General features: G+C 67.3%; 17 protein-coding genes. 2 read left to right on the top strand and 15 right to left on the bottom strand.

The features are described from left to right. Positions 1 to 82: 82 nt before the first annotated feature. The 12 genes from ACFTR6_RS20355 to ACFTR6_RS20300 form a co-directional block, all read right to left on the bottom strand. Positions 83 to 1,642 (bottom strand): ABC transporter ATP-binding protein, encoded by a 1,560-nt coding sequence (locus ACFTR6_RS20355; protein WP_377959252.1) that lies wholly within the window; start codon positions 1,640 to 1,642, stop codon positions 83 to 85. Then, positions 1,639 to 2,472 (bottom strand): energy-coupling factor transporter transmembrane component T family protein, encoded by an 834-nt coding sequence (locus tag ACFTR6_RS20350; RefSeq protein WP_377959251.1) that lies wholly within the window; start codon positions 2,470 to 2,472, stop codon positions 1,639 to 1,641. The genes ACFTR6_RS20355 and ACFTR6_RS20350 overlap by 4 nt, the downstream gene beginning before the upstream one ends. An 18-nt stretch (positions 2,473 to 2,490) precedes the next feature. Next, a complete protein-coding gene (locus ACFTR6_RS20345) occupies positions 2,491 to 3,312 on the bottom strand; it encodes a glycosyl transferase family 9 (protein ID WP_076797948.1) in 822 nt (273 codons plus the stop codon). Positions 3,313 to 3,446: 134 nt separating this feature from the next. Then, on the bottom strand, positions 3,447 to 4,484 hold the full coding sequence (locus ACFTR6_RS20340) for a nucleoside hydrolase (RefSeq protein WP_377959250.1): 1,038 nt from the start codon (positions 4,482 to 4,484) through the stop codon (positions 3,447 to 3,449). Then, complete coding sequence (locus tag ACFTR6_RS20335; RefSeq protein WP_087874258.1) at positions 4,484 to 5,461, bottom strand: aldo/keto reductase; 978 nt, start codon at positions 5,459 to 5,461, stop codon at positions 4,484 to 4,486. Before ACFTR6_RS20335 ends, ACFTR6_RS20340 begins: the two co-directional genes overlap by 1 nt. Before the next feature lie 99 nt (positions 5,462 to 5,560). Next, entirely contained in the window at positions 5,561 to 5,779 is a 219-nt protein-coding gene (locus ACFTR6_RS20330) for a hypothetical protein (protein ID WP_076797951.1), read from the bottom strand. Positions 5,780 to 5,845: 66 nt separating this feature from the next. Next, entirely contained in the window at positions 5,846 to 6,406 is a 561-nt protein-coding gene (locus tag ACFTR6_RS20325; RefSeq protein WP_377959249.1) for a hypothetical protein, read from the bottom strand. Then, complete coding sequence (locus tag ACFTR6_RS20320; RefSeq protein WP_377959248.1) at positions 6,403 to 6,963, bottom strand: DUF402 domain-containing protein; 561 nt, start codon at positions 6,961 to 6,963, stop codon at positions 6,403 to 6,405. Before ACFTR6_RS20320 ends, ACFTR6_RS20325 begins: the two co-directional genes overlap by 4 nt. Further along, a complete protein-coding gene (gene dxs / locus ACFTR6_RS20315; protein ID WP_087874260.1) occupies positions 6,960 to 8,933 on the bottom strand; it encodes a 1-deoxy-D-xylulose-5-phosphate synthase in 1,974 nt (657 codons plus the stop codon). Before dxs ends, ACFTR6_RS20320 begins: the two co-directional genes overlap by 4 nt. Before the next feature lie 176 nt (positions 8,934 to 9,109). Next, positions 9,110 to 11,935, bottom strand: coding sequence for an aconitate hydratase (locus tag ACFTR6_RS20310; RefSeq protein ID WP_377959247.1), 2,826 nt, complete (start codon positions 11,933 to 11,935; stop codon positions 9,110 to 9,112). 150 nt (positions 11,936 to 12,085) lie between these two features. Continuing rightward, positions 12,086 to 13,465, bottom strand: coding sequence for a class I SAM-dependent RNA methyltransferase (locus ACFTR6_RS20305; protein WP_377959246.1), 1,380 nt, complete (start codon positions 13,463 to 13,465; stop codon positions 12,086 to 12,088). Then, positions 13,462 to 15,438, bottom strand: a complete 1,977-nt coding sequence (locus ACFTR6_RS20300) for an APC family permease (RefSeq protein ID WP_236783079.1) — start codon at positions 15,436 to 15,438, stop codon at positions 13,462 to 13,464. The genes ACFTR6_RS20305 and ACFTR6_RS20300 overlap by 4 nt, the downstream gene beginning before the upstream one ends. A gap of 95 nt (positions 15,439 to 15,533) precedes the next feature. Here ACFTR6_RS20300 and ACFTR6_RS20295 point away from each other — a divergent pair, with 95 nt between their 5' ends. Further along, positions 15,534 to 16,205, top strand: coding sequence for a TrkA family potassium uptake protein (locus ACFTR6_RS20295; RefSeq protein WP_076797957.1), 672 nt, complete (start codon positions 15,534 to 15,536; stop codon positions 16,203 to 16,205). Then, positions 16,206 to 16,958, top strand: a complete 753-nt coding sequence (locus tag ACFTR6_RS20290; RefSeq protein WP_076797958.1) for a TrkA family potassium uptake protein — start codon at positions 16,206 to 16,208, stop codon at positions 16,956 to 16,958. Here ACFTR6_RS20290 and ACFTR6_RS20285 read toward each other — a convergent pair. Genes ACFTR6_RS20285 through ACFTR6_RS20275 form a run of 3 tightly spaced genes read right to left on the bottom strand, consistent with a single transcriptional unit; the run spans position 16,928 to position 18,715 of the window. Then, the gene (locus ACFTR6_RS20285; RefSeq protein WP_076797959.1) at positions 16,928 to 17,683 is read right to left on the bottom strand and encodes a DUF3159 domain-containing protein; all 756 of its coding nucleotides are present in this window, start codon (positions 17,681 to 17,683) and stop codon (positions 16,928 to 16,930) included. The two genes, ACFTR6_RS20290 and ACFTR6_RS20285, sit on opposite strands and share 31 nt — an antisense overlap. Further along, a complete protein-coding gene (locus ACFTR6_RS20280; protein ID WP_377959245.1) occupies positions 17,680 to 18,009 on the bottom strand; it encodes a hypothetical protein in 330 nt (109 codons plus the stop codon). The genes ACFTR6_RS20285 and ACFTR6_RS20280 overlap by 4 nt, the downstream gene beginning before the upstream one ends. Further along, a complete protein-coding gene (locus tag ACFTR6_RS20275; protein WP_076797961.1) occupies positions 18,002 to 18,715 on the bottom strand; it encodes a DUF3710 domain-containing protein in 714 nt (237 codons plus the stop codon). The genes ACFTR6_RS20280 and ACFTR6_RS20275 overlap by 8 nt, the downstream gene beginning before the upstream one ends. Positions 18,716 to 18,727: the final 12 nt, after the last annotated feature.

The raw sequence follows: 18,727 nt of genomic DNA, 5'->3' as shown, positions 1-18,727 counted from the left end.
GAACGTACACTTGTGGCCCCTCCGGAAGGGGCCACAAGTGTACGTTCGCGCTTCAGCAGGGCCGCAAGTGTACGTTCGCGCTTCAGCAGGGCCGGAGGCGGCCGCCGTCGAGCCTGAGCAGCCGGTGGGCATGGGCCTTGGCGAACGCGAAGTCGTGCGTCACCATTACGACGGCGGCGCCGCGGCCGGCTGCCGCTGACACGGCGGCGGTCAGCCGCGCCAGGCCGTGGGCGTCCAGGGCAACCGTGGGTTCATCGAGCGCGAGCACCGACGGTTCGCGCGCCAGGACGGTCGCCAACGCCAGCAGCCTCTGCCCGGAAGCCGGCAGCTCATGGGGGTGGGTGCTTTCGCTGTCTTCAAGGCCAACGGCGGCCAGGGCTGCCGCCGCGCGCTCCGGCGCACCCGCACCGAAGATGCGGTCCAGCCCGAACAGCACCTCCCGCAGCGCAGTCCGCTCGAACAACTGGTCATGGGGATGCTGGAACAGGAGCCCTAACCGCCGGGCCACCAACCCGGTGGGAACACCGGCGATGGACTCGCCCGCCACCCGGATGTCACCGCGAAGCGGCCGGTGGAGTCCGTTGAGGAGCCGGAGCAGCGTGGACTTCCCGGCCCCGTTGGGCCCGGTCACGGCCACGACTTCCCCGGGCAGCACCTGCAGGTCCACGCCTTGCAGGAACAGGCTGTCCTCCAGAAGCAGGCCGTCCTTTAACGGCGTCTTCCCGGCCCCGAAACCGAAGGCCACATTTGCCAGTTCCAACGCCGGAGTGCTTCCGGCGGCAGCCTCTCCAACGGCAAGCGGAAATGCTGCAGGACCGGCGGCCTCCGATTCCGGGGACGAGATGACGACGCCGGACTCAGCCAGCGCCCCTCCCTCCAGCACCCGGGCCGGCGGCCCCTCGGCCGTCACGTTCCCCTCCTTCAGGACCAGCCAGCGCTCCGCGGCGCGGGTCAGCACGTCGGCGTGCTGGCTCAGCACCACGACGGCGGCACCCCTCGCCAGCTCCGCATGGACCAGTTGCACAACGGTCCGGATGCCGGCCTGATCCAGGGACTCGAGCGGCTCGTCGAGCACAAGGATGCCTGGATCGTCCACCACAGCGCAGCCGACAGCCAGGCGGCGAAGCTCTCCCCCGGACAGGGTTGCGGGATCCCGCTGCAGGAGACCCTCGAGTCCGGTCCGCCGCGCAATATCGACGACGGTGCGCCGCATCTGTTCGCGCGGAACTCCGCGGTTTTCCAGGGTGAAGGCGAGCTCCTCCTCCACTGTTCCGCGAACGGCCGACAGCATGGACGCTGCATCCTGCGGCACGTAGCCGACGTGCCGTGCCCAGACCCCGGGATCGATCCGCGGATCATCCGGCGCTCCGGTAAAGGACAGCGGACGGTCGCTGACGGGCTGCCCGGCCACCTCCAACTGCAGGCTCCCTGCCAGGGTTCCGTCCCGCCCGCCAAGCAACCAGGCACCAAGGAGCCGCCCCAGCGTGGACTTTCCGCTGCCGGAACCGCCGAGCACTGCAGTCAGCGTGCCGGGCCCGGCAGTCACATCCACCCCATGCAGCGCCGGCACGGAAGCCCCGTGGTAGGAAAACAGGGCGATGGAGGCCACGAGCGTGGTTGCGGCAGTCCTGTCTGCAATCATCCGGGCCCACCGACTGGCAGTGACAGGCCGGACAGGGACAGGGCGGACAGGGACAGTGCAGCCAGGGATCCGGCGGACACTGATCCGGCCGAAAGTGACTCAGCGATGCGCCAAACTATGGCCGCGACCGCAAGCAGGAGAGCGACAATCCTAAAGGCCGCCTGGGCGGGTGAATCGCGGACCTCCGTGTAGCTGGTCCGGGGACCTGCGCTCCTGAATCCCCTGGCATCGAGAGCCTGTGCCCTGGTGCCGGCGTCGTGGACCAGGCCCAGCACCAGCGGGACCATCTGCAGCCGGATGGCCGCAGCCCTGCTGCCGGGTCCCCGTCCCACCACGAGCCCGCGCGACTCCTGGGCCTGGCGAACCTTCTCCAGCCGCGCCGCGACCAACGGGGCGAGCAGCAGCGTGGAGGCCAGCACATAGCAGACCTGCGGCGGGACCCGGCGGGCAGCCAGCGCGGCCACGAGTTCGGGGACCCTGACACTGAAGGAAAACACCATCAAAACCAGGACGAAGGCGGCGGTACGGAGCCCCATCTCCAGCGCGAAGCTCAGCCCTTCGGCCGTGACCCGCGCCGGACCCCAGCTCGCCAGCACCGTGCGACCCTCCGGAAAGAAGAGACCGTGGATCAGCAGCAGTGAAAGCCAGAAGGGCACGACTATGGCGGCCGCAGCCAGCAGCACACGCCGGACGGTGCCCGCAGCGGCAGCGAGCAGCACTGCACCGGCTGCCACGGCGAGTGATACCGCCCAACTGGCGGCCGCCGTCGTTATCACCAGGACGGCGGCAGCTGCCATCAGCGTGGTCAGCGGATTGAGGCGTGCGGCCACCTGGACGGGATTCCGGGATCAGGAATTCCGCGCGGCCGGCTCCTTGCCGGCCAAGACGCGGAAGCGGCGGACGAACGGGAACTGGAACGTGGTGCGCCGGGGCAGCGCGTAGACCAGCATGGCGGCGATGGCGAAGACGATGGCCTTGTCCATGGGGTCGGAAATCAGGGCCTGCTTGGTGATGGCGGCCAGCAGGGTGTCGCCCATGGCCCGGAAGGCGCTGACGATCGCACCGGTGCCGACGCCGGACGTGCCGCCGAAGACGAACGCGGCAATCGGTGCGGACACCACGCCGGCGATGATGCCGGTGACGAAGCCGGCAACCGGGGCCAGGTAGAACCGGCGGAACAGCCCGTAGCGCGCGGCCAGGCCGGCCAGGAAGCCGATCAGTGCAGCGCCGGCAGCGAACGGCAGTACGGTCGGGTTGAAGAACGACCACACGATGCTGCTCAGGGCACCGGTGGCGGCGCCGGCGGCAGGGCCGGCCAGGACCGCGATGAGCACGGTGCCGATGGAGTCGAGGTAGAACGGCAGGCCGCTGGTGCCCATGAGCTGTCCAAGCACAATGTTCAGGACCAGGGCCACGGGGATGAGCACCACGGTGGAGGTGGGCAGGGTGGGCAGCACGCCGACGATCAGCAGGAGCGCACCGAGCAGGAAGCCGCCCAGCGCGACGAGCGAGGAAACGCTGCCGAGCCCGCCCGCGATGTCTGCCGGCTGGGTCAGGACCAGGAACACGAAGGTGGCGGCGATTGAAGCGGCGCCCAGCAGTTCGAGGAGCCTGCGGCGGCGGACGGCTTTCCCGTCGGCCGGAGGAAGGGTCAGGGACGGCTGTGACATGGTGGATCCTTAAGCTGAAGACGGCGGGTCCCGCACCCGGGGCATGAAGTTCCGCATACGCGGAAGCAGGCGCCTATGTCACCTTGGCGCGCCTACCATCCTACCGACCCCGGGACACACCCTGCTACGGCCCGTTAGCCTGGGGTGCGCTTCCCCACCGCGGCGGCCAGCGCGCCCACCGAGGAAATCAGTTCGTCGAAGCACTGCGCGGGGTCGTTGGAGGTGACGATCCTGGCGTTCGCCGGCTCTTTCCAGATGCCCCGGAAATCGGCGACTGTGGTCCCCACGAGCCGCGGCGACTGCGTCTCCACGTGCACTGAGGCGGTCCGCGCGCCGTACGGGGTGCGGCCGATGGCCGCGGCGGCGGCGAAGGCGTCGTGCATGTGCGCGATGTAGCCCTGGTCGTAGAGCCTGTGGAACTCCATGTAGAAGCGGATGGCATCGGAGAGGCACGCCACGAGCGGGTTGTCCGAGCGGCTGCGCTGCCCTTCGGGCTGGTCGGGCAGCACGAGTTCCGGTCCGGCTCCGGCGGCCTCGGAGAGCTTCTGCAGGTGCTCGGGGCGCATTTCAATGCGTTCCGTGGTCTCGAGGGCGCACACCACCGGAAGCTTCTCCTCCGGAAGTCCGCTGTAGGCGGCAAACACTTCCGCGGCGGCGTGCGGGTCCACCGAAACGTTCCACTCCGCCGTCGGCGTCGTATTGCCCTGGTAGTTGAAGCAGCCGCCCATGATGACCAGCCCCTTGAGCAGCTTGGGAAGGTCCGGCTCCGCCCGAAGCGCCAGTGCGAAGTTGGTCAGCGGACCCGTGATCAGCCCGGTGACCTCCCCCGGACGTGCCCGGACCGTTTCCACCCACACATCCACGGCATGCCGCGGTGAGATCTCCTGCTTCGGCGGCGGGAGTTCGGCGTAGCCGATCCCCTGCGGGCCGTGGGTCTCCTCGGTGGTGACCAGCGGGATCTCCAGCGGGACTGCCGCGCCCACGGCAACTTCGATGCCTGAGCGGCCGCAGAGCTCCAGCAGCGCGAGGTTGTTCAGCGCCACCTGGCGGGCGCCCACATTGCCGGCCGTGCACGTGATCGCCTCAATCCGGGCCTCCGGCCGGGACACGAGATAGACCAGCGCGAGGGCGTCGTCGATCCCGGTGTCCACATCCATCAGGATGGACGGCATCAGAACAGGGCCACCTTGGGGGTCTGCGGGAAGATGGCGTCCAGTTCATCGAGTTCGGCCCGGTCCGGGACCCAGGCCACTGCCTCGGCATTTTGCCGGACCTGCTCCGGACGGGTGGCGCCGGCGATCACGCTGCTGACGGATGGCTGCGCCGCAAGCCAGGAGAAGGCCACCTGCACTTCGGTCAGGTCGCGGGCGGCTGCGAACGCGCTGAACGCCTTCAGCTGCTGCCAGTCGGCGTCGTGCACCAGGTTGGTCCGGGTGTGGCTGAGGCGGGATCCGGCGGGCGCCTGGTCCGGTGCGTACTTGCCGGTCAGGAGGCCGTTGGCCAGCGGGAAGTAGGGCAGCACGCCCAGCCCGTAGGCCTCGGCGGCCGGGGTGACCTCCTGCTCGGCCCGGCGGTCCAGGAGGTTGTAGTGGTTCTGCGCGGAGACGAACCGGGCACCACCCCGGGCGCGGGCCACGAATTCGGCCTCAGCAATCTGCCAGCCGGCGCGGTTTGAGTGGCCGATGTAGCGCACCTTGCCGCTGCTGACGAGGTCGTTCAGCGCGTCCAGGGTCTCCTCGATCGGCGTCAGGGGGTCGGGCGTATGGAACTGGTACAGGTCGATGTAGTCGGTGCCGAGCCGCCTCAGCGAGGCCTCCGCCGCCCGGACGATGTAGCGGCGCGACCCGCGCGCGCCGAAGTCCTGGCCGTTGGCTCCGCGCATGTCCATGCCGAACTTGGTGGCCACCACCACGTCGTCGCGCCGGGACCCCAGGGCCTTGCCCAGCATCGTTTCACTGAGGCCCGGTTCGCGGCCGTAGGTGTCCGCCACGTCGAACAAGGTCACCCCGGCGTCGAGGGCGGCATGTACGACGGCGTCCGTCCCCTCTTGCGATTCGGTCACCGTGTTTGCCCGGCCCAGGTTGTTGCAGCCGAGGCCCACGACGGAGACGGTCAGTCCGGATTTTCCAAGACGGCGGTATTCAGTCATGGACTCACCCTATAACGGCCCACCGGCCCGCTTGGGCCGAGGTCTTGCCCAGGCAGGGATGCCACTCAGGCAGAGATCCTGCTCAGGAAAAGATCCTGCTCAGGCAGAGGCGAACTCCAGGCCGTGCTCCTCCAATGCATCCTGGAGCTGGGCCAGGGTCCGCGGACAGATGCCGGGCAGTGCCGCCAGCTGGCGGCGGCCAAACTGTGCCACCTGCTCGAGGGACTCCATACCGGAATGGGCGAGGATCCTGCGGTCAGGCGAGGCGAGGCCGCGCGGAAGCGGCGTGCGGCCGGGCTGGGCTGACTTCTTTGTCATGACGTTCTGCCTTCCTTGTGCTTGGACTGCTTTGAGGATGAACCGGTTCTGAAGGATGAAGCGGTTTTAGAGGGTGAAGCCGGTCACGTGCTTGGGCGAATGCTTGAGCTTGAGGGCGGAAAGGTCGCTGAACGGGGCAGCACCGATGCTCAGCTTGGTGAAGTCCAGGTCCTCGCCGCGGATGCAGACCTTGATCGCATTCACGGCCTTGTTCACGTCCGGGCACAGGCAAAAGATGTTGAGCTTGGCGTCGCTGAATTCCGAGCGGTCCACGATGCCCAGGCCGCGCCAGGCCAGGTGGCCGGCAAGCGCATCCTTCGCCTTTTCCTCCAGGTAACGGTCCCGGCTGGTGCCCTCCCGGGTCTTCAGCGCGTACTGGGCCACCACCCAGTACTGCTCCTCGTCCGGAATCTCGGCGTAGCCGTCCTCCGTGCAGGCCATCTCGAACGCGTCCATTAGGCGCTCGGCAGCCTCGGCGTCCGGCACGTCGGTCTCCTGGGTCTTGCTCTGGTGCCCCACGGCGCCGTGGTTCATGACGAACTGGCCGTAGTCCTCGTCGTACCAGGCTTCCCGGAACAGGAGCGTTCCTTCGTCGTCGCGCTTGTAGACCCGGATAATTCCGCTCATGCCCGTCCTCTCGTGAACCAGGTGGTGTCGGTGCCGTCGAAGGGGGCTTCCTGGCCCTTGACGGCAAGGAACAGTGCATCGCATTCCGCCTGCATGGAGCGGACCAGCGTCTCAGGGTACTCCATATGCAGCCGGTGCTCGGCGAACTCGTCCTCGTCGTCGATGAACACACCGCGCGTCACCGAGCGGATCACGTCGAGGTCCATGTCGATCACATGGAATTCCGTCACGCCGGGCTTGATCCTGCGCCACTCGTGCCCGGTGGCCAGGTCGACGTAGACGCGGAAGTCGCCCGGATAGGTGTCGTCATAGAAGGTGACCACGTATTCGCCGGTCCGCGGAACGAGAAGCACGGCATCGGATGCCGTGTAGAAGGCGGCACCGGGCCGGGAGCAGAACTCATTGGCCGGCTGGAAGATCCACCAGCCGTGCCGGTCCTCCCCCAGGTACCTGCCGGGCACCACCCAGTGTGCCGAGCCGTCCCATTTGCGGTTCCGGGAAACCACCAGTTCGCCGGGTTGCAGAGACACAGGGTGCCGGGAATCGGGCTCCCTCACAGTTTGGGCAGGCTTCCGGTGGTGGGGTGTTCCTGGCCGGGCAGCGGACGCGCGAACGGGACCTTGGTTCCGAGGACCTGGGCGACGACGTCGTGGGTGATCTGCTGGGCGGTGAGGCCCACCCGCTCCAGCACCTGGCTCCGGCTGCCGTGGTCCAGGAATTCCACCGGCAGGCCAACCTCGTTCAGGGCGGTGTCCACACCGGCGGCGCGCATCTCCTGGCGGATCCTGGAACCGACTCCCCCGGCCCGGACGCCGTCCTCGATGCAGATGACGAGGCGGTGCCTGGCGGCCAGGGCGATGATCGACTTCCGGACCGGGAGCACCCAGCGGGGGTCGACGACGGTGGAGCTGATGCCCTGCGCGCCCAGCCGGTTGGCGACGTTCAGGGCGAGTTCGGACATGGCGCCCACGCTGACGATCAGGACATCGTTCTCGGTGGATCCGGCGGGGCGGCGGGACAGCACGTCAACGCCGTCGTCGAGCCGTTCGATGGCCTCGACCTCGGCGCCGACCGTTCCCTTGGAATAGCGGATGACCGTGGGGGCGTCCTCGATGGCTACGGCCTCGCGGAGTTCCTCGCGCAGCCTGGTGGCGTCGCGCGGCGCGGCCAGGTGCAGGCCGGGAACGATCTGGACCATGGCCATGTCCCACATTCCGTGGTGGCTGGCGCCGTCGGGACCGGTGACGCCGGCGCGGTCCAGGACAACGGTGACGCCTGCCTTGTGCAGGGCGACGTCCATCAGCAGCTGGTCGAAGGCCCGGTTGAGGAATGTGGCGTAGACCGCCACCACCGGGTGGAGCCCGCCGAAAGCCATGCCCGCCGCGGAGGTGAGGGCGTGCTGTTCGGCGATGCCGACGTCGAACACGCGCTCCGGGTACCGTGCCGCGAACTTGTGCAGCCCGACCGGGATGAGCATGGCGCCGGTGATGCCGACAATGTCCTTGCGCTCGTCGGCGATGTCCGCGATTTCATCAGCGAAGACCGACGTCCACGACTTCGCGCCGCTGGCGTCGGCGGGCTCGCCCGTTTCGGGGTCGATGATTCCGACGGCGTGGAACTGGTCCGCTTCATGCGCCCGGGCCGGGGCGTACCCGTGGCCCTTCTCGGTCATGGCGTGCACAATGACCGGCCCGGCAAAATTCCTGGCGGTGGACAGGGCGTGTTCCAAAGCCTGCAGGTTGTGGCCGTCGACGGGGCCGATGTACTTCATGCCGAGGTCCTCGAACATGCCCTGCGGGGCCCACCAGTCCTTGATGCCCTTTTTCATGGCGTGCAGGCTCTTGTAGGTGAACTGGCCGACCGGTCCGCCGTTCTGGAGCCTTTTCTTCCACCAGTCCAGCGCGACCTCGTAGGCGGGGGCGGCACGCAGGGAGTCGATGGTGGGGCGCAGGGACGCCAGGTAGTCGGCAAAGCCGCCGACGGTGGGGGCATAGGAGCGGCCGTTGTCATTCACGACGATTACGACACGGCGTTTCTTGTCGGCCGCGATGTTGTTGATGGCTTCCCAGGCCATGCCGCCGGTGAGGGCGCCGTCACCGACGACGGCGACAACGTACCGGTCACCGTCTCCGGTGAGCTGGCGTGCGCGGGAAATGCCGTCGGCCCAGGACAGCGAGGATGAGGCGTGGGAGCTTTCGACGATGTCGTGCTCCGACTCTGCGCGGTCAGGGTAGCCGGACAGGCCGCCCTGCTGGCGGAGGGTGCTGAAGTCGTGCCGTCCGGTCAGGAGCTTGTGCACGTACGACTGGTGGCCGGTGTCGAAGACGATGCTGTCGCGGGGCGAATCGAAGATCCGGTGCACGGCCATGGTCAGTTCGACGACGCCGAGGTTGGGACCCAGGTGCCCTCCCGTCTGGGAGACGTTGCCGATCAGGAATTCCCTGATCTCGGCGGCGAGCTGCGCCAGCTGCGCCGCGGACAACTTGCTCAGGTCCTGCGGATTCCGGATGGTCTCCAAGATTCCCAACGGCCCCTCCTTCGGCTGGTAGACATGCCCATTAACTCTAACGCCTCCGGGCGGGTAGTCAGGCAGCGCCGGCCGTTAGGGAGTAGAGGCGAGAACGGAGGAAGCCCCGGCCGGTCAGCTGACCGGCCGGGGCTTCTCCCGCGCTGTCTGCAGGGGTTGCCCCCGGCAGGAACCCGCTAGCTAGCGGAGATCTGGCGCAGAACGTACTGCAGGATGCCGCCGTTGCGGTAGTAGTCCGCTTCACCCGGGGTGTCGATGCGCAGCACTGCATCGAACGACTTGGTGGAGCCGTCCTCGGCGGTGGCGGTGACCTTGAGGGTCTTGGGCGTGGTGCCTTCGTTGAGGGCGGTGACGCCCTCAACGGCGAAGGTTTCCGTGCCCGTCAGGCCGAGCGTCGCGGCGGACTCGCCGGCCGGGAACTGCAGCGGCAGGACGCCCATGCCGATCAGGTTCGAGCGGTGGATGCGCTCGTAGCTTTCGGCGATGACGGCCTTGACGCCCAACAGCGCCGTGCCCTTGGCTGCCCAGTCACGGGACGAACCGGAGCCGTACTCCTTGCCTGCCAGGACCACCAGCGGGGTGCCGGCTGCCTGGTAGTTCTGGGCGGCGTCGTAGACGTAGGCCTGCGGGCCGTCGGCCTGGGTGAAGTCGCGGGTGAAGCCGCCCTCCACGCCGTCCAGGAGCTGGTTCTTGATGCGGATGTTCGCGAACGTGCCGCGGATCATGACCTCGTGGTTACCACGGCGCGAGCCGTAGGAGTTGAAGTCCTTGCGCTCCACGCCGTTGGCCAGCAGGTACTGGCCCGCGGGGGTGTCCGACTTGAACGAACCGGCCGGGGAGATGTGGTCGGTGGTGACGGAGTCGCCGAGCTTGAGCAGCACGCGGGCACCGGTGATGTCCTGGACCGGCTCCGGCTGGGCCTTCATGCCCTCGAAGTACGGGGGCTTCCGGACATACGTGGACTTCTCGTCCCAGGCGAACGTGTCTCCGGCGGGGGTGTCGAGCGCCTTCCAGCGGTCGTCGCCCTCGAAGACGCCCTCGTAACCCTTGGCAAACATCTCCTTGTCGATGGAGGAGTCGATGACTTCCTGGACCTCGACCGGGTTGGGCCAGATGTCCTTGAGGAAGACGTCGTTGCCGGCTTCGTCCTTGCCCAGGGCATCGGTGTCGAAGTCGAAGTCCATGGAACCGGCCAGGGCGTAGGCGATGACCAGCGGCGGGGAGGCCAGGTAGTTCATCTTGACGTCCGGGTTGATGCGGCCTTCGAAGTTGCGGTTGCCCGAGAGCACGGCGCTGACGGCGAGGTCGTTGGCCTGGATGGCCTCGGAGATCTCGGCTTCCAGCGGGCCGGAGTTGCCGATGCAGGTGGCGCAGCCGTAACCGACGATGTAGAAGCCGAGCTTCTCCAGGTACGGGGTGAGGCCCGACTTCTCGTAGTAGTCGGTGACCACCTTGGAGCCGGGGGCAACGGAGGTCTTGACCCACGGCTTGGCGGTGAGGCCCTTGTTCACGGCGTTGCGGGCCAGCACGGCGGCGGCAAGCATGACCGAGGGGTTGGACGTGTTGGTGCACGAGGTGATCGACGCGATGGTCACGGCGCCGTGGTCGATGTCGAACTCGCGGCCGTCTTCCATCTTCACGGAGACGGGGCTGGAGATGCGGCCCTCGGCGCCGTGCGCGGCCGAGTACTTCGGCGGAACGCGGTCGGTGTCGGTCACGTGCGTGCCGCCGGTGGTGAAGGAGGGCGGGTCGGAAGCCGGGAAGGACTCCTCCAGCGACTCGTCCAGCGTGCCGGCGTCGGCGTCGTGCGTGACGTAGTTCTTGAGGTCGTGGCGGAACTCGTCCTTGGCGTCGGTCAGCTCGATGCGGTCCTGCGGACGCTTCGGGCCGGCGATCGACGGAACCACGGTGGAGAGGTCCAGCTCGAGGTACTCGGAGAAGCGCAGTTCGCGGGACGGGTCGTGCCAGAGGCCCTGTTCCTTGGCGTAGGCCTCAACCAGGGCGACGTTCTCCTCCGGGCGGCCGGTGAGGCGCAGGTAGTCGAGGGTGACGTCGTCGATCGGGAACATGGCGGCGGTGGAGCCGAATTCCGGGCTCATGTTGCCGATGGTGGCGCGGTTGGCCAGCGGCACCGCGGCAACGCCTTCGCCGTAGAACTCCACGAACTTGCCCACCACGCCGTGCTTGCGGAGCATCTCGGTGATGGTGAGAACCACGTCGGTGGCGGTGGCACCGGCAGGGATGCTGCCGCTGAGCTTGAAGCCGACAACGCGCGGGATCAGCATGGAGACCGGCTGGCCCAGCATGGCAGCCTCGGCTTCGATGCCGCCGACACCCCAGCCGAGCACGCCCAGGCCGTTGACCATGGTGGTGTGGGAGTCGGTGCCGACGCAGGTGTCGGGGTAGGCGCGCAGGGCGCCATTGACTTCACGGGTCATGATGGTGCGCGCCAGGTATTCGATGTTGACCTGGTGCACAATGCCGGTTCCCGGCGGGACAACCTTGAAGTCGTCGAACGCGGTCTGGCCCCAGCGCAGGAACTGGTAGCGCTCACCATTGCGCTGGTATTCGATCTCCATGTTGCGCTCCAGTGCGCCGGAGTTGCCGAAAACGTCGATCTGGACGGAGTGGTCGATGACCATCTCGGCCGGAGCAAGCGGGTTCACCCTCTTTGGATCGCCGCCGAGCTCCTTGACGGCCTCGCGCATGGTGGCAAGGTCGACCACGCAGGGGACACCAGTGAAGTCCTGCATGATCACGCGGGCGGGCGTGAACTGGATTTCGGTGTCGGGCTGGGCATTCGGGTCCCATCCTGCCAGGGCGCGAACGTGATCGGCGGTGATGTTCGCGCCGTCCTCGGTCCTCAGCAGGTTTTCAAGCAGTACCTTAAGGCTGAACGGAAGGGTTTCTGAACCTTCAACGGAGTTCAACCGGAAAATTTCGTATTCGGTTCCGGCAACATCAAGTTTGCCTTTTGAACCGAAGCTGTCCACAGTGCTCATCGCAGGACTCCTCTCGCAACAGTTTCATCTTTGTCGCGCGGTAGACCGCTTGCTAGTTAGGGCATCCTAATTAGTGCCGGTCGCAACGTATTGCATGGTCAGCCGGGAACACGGGCGCGACGGGGGACTACAGGGCCCATAGTAGTGGCATCAGCCACGGGGAGTCAGCAGTGCCACCGTCTCCAGGTGGTGGGTGTGCGGGTACAGGTCAAAGGCCCGCAGCCCGGACAGCTGCCAGCCGCCCTGCTGGAAGTAACCGATGTCACGGGCGAACGACGACGGGTCGCAGGAAACATAAGCAATGGCACGGGGGTTTGAGGCAATTAGCTGGCCGACCACCGCCTTGCCCGCGCCGGCGCGCGGCGGATCCAGCACCAGGGCGTCGAACAGGCGCGGCCGCTGCCGGAGCACCCGCTCCACCTTGCCCTGCACGATCTCCACCTGCGGCGCGCCGTGCAGGTTTTTCCGCGCGTCCCGGCTGGTTCCCGGGGCGCCCTCAACCGACAGAACGGACCCGGTCTCCCCCACCGCATCAGCCAGCGGCGCAGTGAACAGGCCTGCCCCCGCGTAGAGGTCGGCGACCGCAGCGCCGGGTTCCAGGAACCCGCCGTCGTGCAGGAACTCAGTGACGGCACTCACGAGGGTGTCCGGAGCATCGCGGTGGATCTGCCAGAAGCCCGCCCCAGTGACCCGGTAGTCGTGGCCGGCCGCGGACTCCTGCACCCAGGTCCGGCCGCGGAGCTGCAGGGTTTCGTTCTTGAGCGGATCGTAGCTGGCAACGGACACGTCCGCCGGGAGCTGGGACAGGATGGAGTTCAGGCGTTTGGCCCGGGTTCCGGGGGCGGGGGCGAGCAGCACCAGCGGCCGTGAGCCGTTGGCGGGAGCAGCCACCTCCACCCGCTCGATGCCCTGCAGGTCCACATCCCACAGCCGCAGGGCGTTGATTTCGTCGATGGCCAGCGGCATTTCCTGGATGGGAATCACCTGGTCGGAGCGGTGGGCATGCATGCCCAGCCGGCCGCTGCCGGTGACACCGAAGCTGGCGCGCGTGCGCCACCCAAGGCCCGTCCCGCCGTCGTCCTTTACTCCGGCACCTTCCATAGGTCCGGCTTTTGCCTCACCGACCGCTTCCACCTCCGGGGAAAGTTCGACGGCGGCCAGCCGCCGGAGCTGTTCGGCGAGCACCTCGGACTTGAGGCTCCGCTGGCGCTGCAGCGACACGTGGCCAAGTTCGGCGCCGCCGACCGGCGGGCGGCCGTGCGCCCAGGAGCTGGCGGAATCGGCGGTCCGCCAGAAGTGCGGCACGCGGTCAGGCGAAGCGTCCAGCACTTCCACCACGTCCCCGCGCCAGAACTTGGCCTTCTCTTCGGCGTCGGTGAGCCGTATGCGCACCCGCTCCCCCGGGATGCCGTGGCGGACGAAGACCACGCGGCCCTCGTGGCGTGCCACGCAGTGTCCGCCGTGGGCCACGGGGCCGATGTCGACCACGAGTTCGAGTCCGGTGGAAGTGGTCTGGGTGTCCGGGCTCATTGGATGTCCTGCAGTCTCTTGGCTTCTTCGGATGATTTGAGCTGCCAGGGAACGCTGGCAACCATGACGCCCGGCTCAAAGTGGAGCCGGGTCTTGATGCGGAGGGCTGTCTGGTTGTGCACCAGCTGCTCCCACCATTTGCCCACCACATACTCGGGGATGTAGACCACGATCAGGTCCCGGGGCGAGTCCCGGCGCATGTTCTTGATGTAGTCCATGATGGGCGTGACCGTCTCGCGGTAGGGGCTGGCGAGGACTGTCAGCGGAACGGGGATCTCGAGTTTTTCCCAGTCGGCAAGGGTGTGCGCTGTGTCCTCAGCGTTGATGTCCACCGTGATGGCGTCCAGTCGCGAGGGCCGGGAAGCACGCGCATACGCCAGCGCCCGGAGCACGGGCTTGCGGACGTGGGACACCAGCAGCACTGCATGCACGCGGGTGGGCAGGGCACGCGGCGAGGAATCCTCGTCGACCGCCAGTTCCTTGGCCACATTGTCGTAGTGGGCGCGGATGCTCCACATGATGAGGAACAGCACGAACATGGCAAGCAGGGCAATCCAGGCACCCTGCTCAAACTTGGTGATCAGCACGATCAGTAGCACCAGCGCGGTCATGCCGAAGCCGATCATGTTGATGGTGCGCGACTTGATCATCTGGCGCCGGACGGCCTTGTCCTTTGCCAGCTTCAGCTGCCGGCCCCAGTGCCGGACCATGCCCAGCTGGCTGGCCGTGAAGGAGATGAAAACACCCACGATGTACAGCTGGATCAGCTTGGTGACGTCGGCATTGAAAGACAGAATGAGCACCAGCGCCCCGGCCGCCAGGGCAAGCACGCCGTTGCTGAAGGCCAGCCGGTCGCCGCGGGTGCGCAGCTGCCGGGGCAGGTAACCGTCCTGGGCAAGGATGGAACCGAGGACCGGAAAGCCGTTGAAGGCCGTATTGGAGGCGAACACCAGGATGGTGCCGGTGGCTGCGACCACGATGTAGAACGGAAGGGACCCCGCACCGAAGATGGTCTGCGCGATCTGGCTGATGGCGGGGTTCTGGATGTAGCCCTCCGGCAGCGGCTGTCCGTTAAGCAGGAATTCGGTGGCCGGGTCCAGCACAATGTGCACTTTGGTGGCATTGGCCAGGTAGATGATGCCGGCCAACATGGCCGAGGCGATGATCCCGAGCAGCAGCAGCGTGGTGGCTGCGTTCTTGCTCTTGGGCTTTTTGAAGTTTGGCACCCCGTTGCTGATGGCTTCTACGCCGGTCAGGGCAGCGGCGCCGGAGGAGAAGGCGCGCAGGAGCAGAAACGCGCCGGCCAGGCCTACGAGTCCCTCGTCGAAGCCTGGTGCAGGGACGATCGTGAACGCGGCCGAGGGTGCCTGCCCCAACTGGCCGGTCATGGCCTGGAAAATGCCGATGGCGGTCATCCCGAGGATGGAAGCCATAAAGATGTAGGTGGGGACCGCGAAAAGGGTGCCCGCTTCCTTGACACCACGCAGGTTGACGAGCGCCAGAATCACCACACCCACTGCTGCAATCATCGCCTGCTGCCCGTGCAGCGAGGGGACGGCAGTGGTGAGGTAGGTGGCGGCGGACGACATGGACACGGCAACGGTCAGGACGTAGTCCACCAGCAGGGCGGAGGCCACCGTCAGCCCCGCGTACTTGCCCAGGTTGTCGTTGGCGATTTCGTAGTCCCCGCCGCCGGAGGGATAGGCGTGGACGTTCTGACGGTAGGAGGCCACCACCGTGAGCAGGACCACCATGACCGCGAGGCCCACGAGCGGGGAAAAGGCCACCGCACTCACGCCTGCCAAGGCCAGCGTGAGGAGAATCTCATCCGGGGCGTAGGCAACGGAGGACAACGCATCCGAGGCGAAGACCGGCAGCGCGATCCTCTTCGGCAGGAGGGTGTGGACCATCCGGTCGTTCCGGAAAGGCCTTCCCACCAGCACGCGCTTCACGGCATTCAGAATTGTCAGCACCACACAAAGCTAGTCTGATTCGCACGCGATGTCATGGCAGGTTTCCGGCGGTAGAGTCTTACGGAGCAGTCCGCGAGAGTTGAGGAGAGAACCGCGTGGCGCACTTCGTGATCATGGGTTGTGGACGCGTCGGGGCAACCTTGGCACATACGCTCGAGGATGCGGGCCATTCGGTTGCCATCATCGACCAGGACGACCGCGCCTTCCGCCGCCTCCGCTCAGGATTCACCGGCCGGAAAGTCACCGGCATCGGCTTCGACCGCGACACGCTGAAGCAGGCGGGCGTCGCAGAGGCGTATGCCTTCGCGGCCGTGTCCAGCGGCGACAACTCCAATATCCTGGCCACGCGGGTGGCGCGCGAGACGTTCCACGTACCGCATGTGGTGGCCCGCATCTACGATCCGGGCCGCGCCGAGATTTACCAGCGCCTGGGCATCCCCACCGTCGCCGCGGTGCGCTGGAGCGCCGACCAGGTGCTGCGCCGCATCCTTCCCGAACAGCACCTCGCGGGGGACTTCCGGGACCCCTCCGGCCGGCTCGTCCTGGCCGAACTCGACCTCCACCCCGAGTGGGTCGGCCACCCCGTGTCCTCCATCGAAAAGGTGGCCGGCGTCCGGGTGGCCTACCTGACCCGGTTCGGCGAAGGGATGCTGCCTTCCGCGGGCACCTCGTACCAGGACGGCGATACGGTCCACGCCATGCTGCGGGTGGACCGCACTTCCGAGGTGGCCCACATCCTCGCCAAAGCACCCGCCAAGGAGTCCTAAGTGAAAGTCGTCATCGTCGGGGCCGGAAGCGTGGGCTCCTCGATTGCCCGTGAGCTGCTGGCCCACAAGCACGAGATTCTGCTCATCGACCTCAAGCCTGAAGTGATCGGACGCAGCGGCCTGCGCGGGGCACACTGGCTGGTGGGCGACGCCTGCGAGCTGAGCACCCTGCAGGACGCGAAGCTCGACGACGCGGACGTGGTGGTCTCCGCCACGGGCGACGACAAGGTGAACCTGGTGGTGTCACTGCTGGCCAAGACCGAGTTCGGCATCGGGCGCACCGTGGGACGTGTGAACAACCCGAAGAACGACTGGATGTTCAACGACGCCTGGGGCGTGGACGTTGCCGTCAATACTCCGCAGCTCATGACGGCCCTGGTGGAGGAAGCCGTGGAAATCGGCGACCTCGTCAGGCTGCTGACCCTGCAGACAGGCGTCTCATCCCTGGTCGAATTCACGGTGCCGCACGACTCGCACGCCATCGGGCTGACGGTGGGCGATATCGATTGGCCCGAGGACTCCACGCTCGTGGCCATCCTGCGCGACCAGGCACCCATTACACCCAGCCGGGACGATGTCATCGACGGCGGCGACGAACTGTTTTTCGTCACCACCATCGCGGCCGAAAACCAGCTGCGCGAACTGCTGTCACCCGGTGCTGGGGAGGGGCGGGAGTCCGCGACCGCGGCGGCGGCAACCGGGGACCAGCCCAGCCAGTCAGATCAGCTCGACGACGACGGCTTCGACGGCTGACCGTCAGGCGTCGCTGCGGGCCGGGTGATGAGCCAGGCGAGCCACACGCCGAGGATATAGAGCGGCGCACCCATAATGAGCCTGGTGGTGGCCAGCGCCGCCAGCCCGTCCGGCCCCATCAGGTACAGGGGAACCTGCACCAGGAGGCGCAGCACCAGCACACCAACGATGATCCAGGTGCCCAGCCGGTAGGCGCGGACCCGGGCCGGGTCCTTGCGCCAGTCCAGGCCCTCGTTCCGGATGAACCCGAACAACAGGCCAGCGACGGGCCAGCGGACCGCGATGGAAATGACCATCGCCACAATGTAGGCCGAGTTCGTCAGGAACCCCGGAAGGTAGAAGTCCTCTGCCTTGCCCGTGGTGTTGGCGAGCCACGCGGAGATGCCGACGCCGACGACGCCGGCCAGCGCCTGGGTCAGCGGCCGGCGCTGGACCAGCCGGACCGCGGTGAAGACGGCGGCGGCGGTGAGCGCGGCAATCAGCGACGGCGTGAGCGCAGTGGTGGCGGTGAAGGTGACCAGGAAGACCAGGCCCGGGAGGATACTCTCGGCGATGCCCTGGTAACCGCCGGCGCTTTTGAGGACGTCGATGCGGCCGTCATGAGTGCGGTGCAGCCCCGCCTTGGATGCGTAGTCCTCGGCCAGCCCGGCAAAGCCCGGCGTCTCGGGCGCGGGCTTTGGCTCCTGCCGGCCCGGTCCGGATTCGGGATTCTCGGGCAAAGTCATTGGTTCTCCTGGCGGGACAGTATCTCGTAGCGGGGGTTGAACATGGTGGGCATGCCTTCCTTGACCGTCAGCATGCCTTCGAGCCTGAGTTCCGTCCCGGCGTCGATCCCCGGAATCCGCCGGCGGCCCAGCCAGATGACCCGCAGCCGCCCGCGCGGCTCAGCGGGACGGGTGTCGTGGTCCGAGACGATGGCCGTGAAGGCTGCCACCTGCGAGGGGGGCGCGTATGTCACCGACTCGATAAAACCGTGGCACAGGACGCGCCCGCGCTCCGGCAGCCCGCGGATGGGGACCGCCTGGTCCTGCGGGCCGCCTGCGTCAACCAATCTGGGTAATCTCCGGCCCGCGTTCGGGCTGCTGGAAGTCCGGAGCCGCAGGGGGCACCGGGCCGCCTGCCTCCTTAGGCAGGCGCAACTGCAGCAGGTCGCGCGGCGGCATGGGGTTCTCGCCCCGGATGACCACGATCTTCCGGAACAGGTCCTCGAGGCCGGCGGCCGCTTCACGGTCAACCGCGGCCTCACCACCGAAAACGCCGCGAAGGAACCAGCGGGGGCCGTCGACGCCGACAAAGCGGGCCACCCGGTAACCCTGGCTGCCGTCCGGGGCCCCGGCCGGCAGCTTGGCCACGAGTTCGACGCCATAGTCTCCCGGGATCTCCTCAACCTGGCCGCCCTGGCCGCCGACAGACTGCCCGATCTGCTCCCGTATCTCGTCCCAGAGCCCCTCGGAGCGCGGCGCCGCAAACGCCTGCAACTGCAGGCTTGACCCTTCCAGGTCCATGGTCACGGCGACGACACGCTGGGTTGCTTCCTCGACTTCAAGCCGGAGCTGAAGACCGTCGCGCGGTGCAATGAGCAGGGCTCCGAGGTCCACATAACCGTCGCGGCTGCTGATCTCGGAAACATCGAAGGGGCCGTTGGCCCTGCGGTCGTCCGCAGCCTTCCCGGCGGAATCCGGGGTGGCGTCCTCTTGGACGTCCTCCGGCTCTGCCGATTCCTGCCTCTTGGCTTTCCTGCCCCGCCCAAAAACCATGCGTTGTCTCCT

This window comes from Arthrobacter sp. NPDC057009, from assembly GCF_042673905.1.
Taxonomy (GTDB): Bacteria; Actinomycetota; Actinomycetes; order Actinomycetales; family Micrococcaceae; genus Arthrobacter.
The sequence above is the reverse complement of the archived record's forward strand: the minus strand, read 5'-3'. Positions and strand labels throughout refer to the sequence as shown.

Excerpts from the sequence above, each read along its gene's own strand:
- ACFTR6_RS20355 (WP_377959252.1), bottom strand. The coding sequence starts at position 1,642 with ATGATTGCAGACAGGACTGCCGCAACCACGCTCGTGGCCTCCATCGCC.
- ACFTR6_RS20345 (WP_076797948.1), bottom strand. The coding sequence starts at position 3,312 with ATGTCACAGCCGTCCCTGACCCTTCCTCCGGCCGACGGGAAAGCCGTC.
- ACFTR6_RS20340 (WP_377959250.1), bottom strand. The coding sequence starts at position 4,484 with ATGCCGTCCATCCTGATGGATGTGGACACCGGGATCGACGACGCCCTC.
- ACFTR6_RS20335 (WP_087874258.1), bottom strand. The coding sequence starts at position 5,461 with ATGACTGAATACCGCCGTCTTGGAAAATCCGGACTGACCGTCTCCGTC.
- ACFTR6_RS20330 (WP_076797951.1), bottom strand. The coding sequence starts at position 5,779 with ATGACAAAGAAGTCAGCCCAGCCCGGCCGCACGCCGCTTCCGCGCGGC.
- ACFTR6_RS20325 (WP_377959249.1), bottom strand. The coding sequence starts at position 6,406 with ATGAGCGGAATTATCCGGGTCTACAAGCGCGACGACGAAGGAACGCTC.
- ACFTR6_RS20310 (WP_377959247.1), bottom strand. The coding sequence starts at position 11,935 with ATGAGCACTGTGGACAGCTTCGGTTCAAAAGGCAAACTTGATGTTGCC.
- ACFTR6_RS20305 (WP_377959246.1), bottom strand. The coding sequence starts at position 13,465 with ATGAGCCCGGACACCCAGACCACTTCCACCGGACTCGAACTCGTGGTC.
- ACFTR6_RS20285 (WP_076797959.1), bottom strand. The coding sequence starts at position 17,683 with ATGACTTTGCCCGAGAATCCCGAATCCGGACCGGGCCGGCAGGAGCCA.
- ACFTR6_RS20275 (WP_076797961.1), bottom strand. The coding sequence starts at position 18,715 with ATGGTTTTTGGGCGGGGCAGGAAAGCCAAGAGGCAGGAATCGGCAGAG.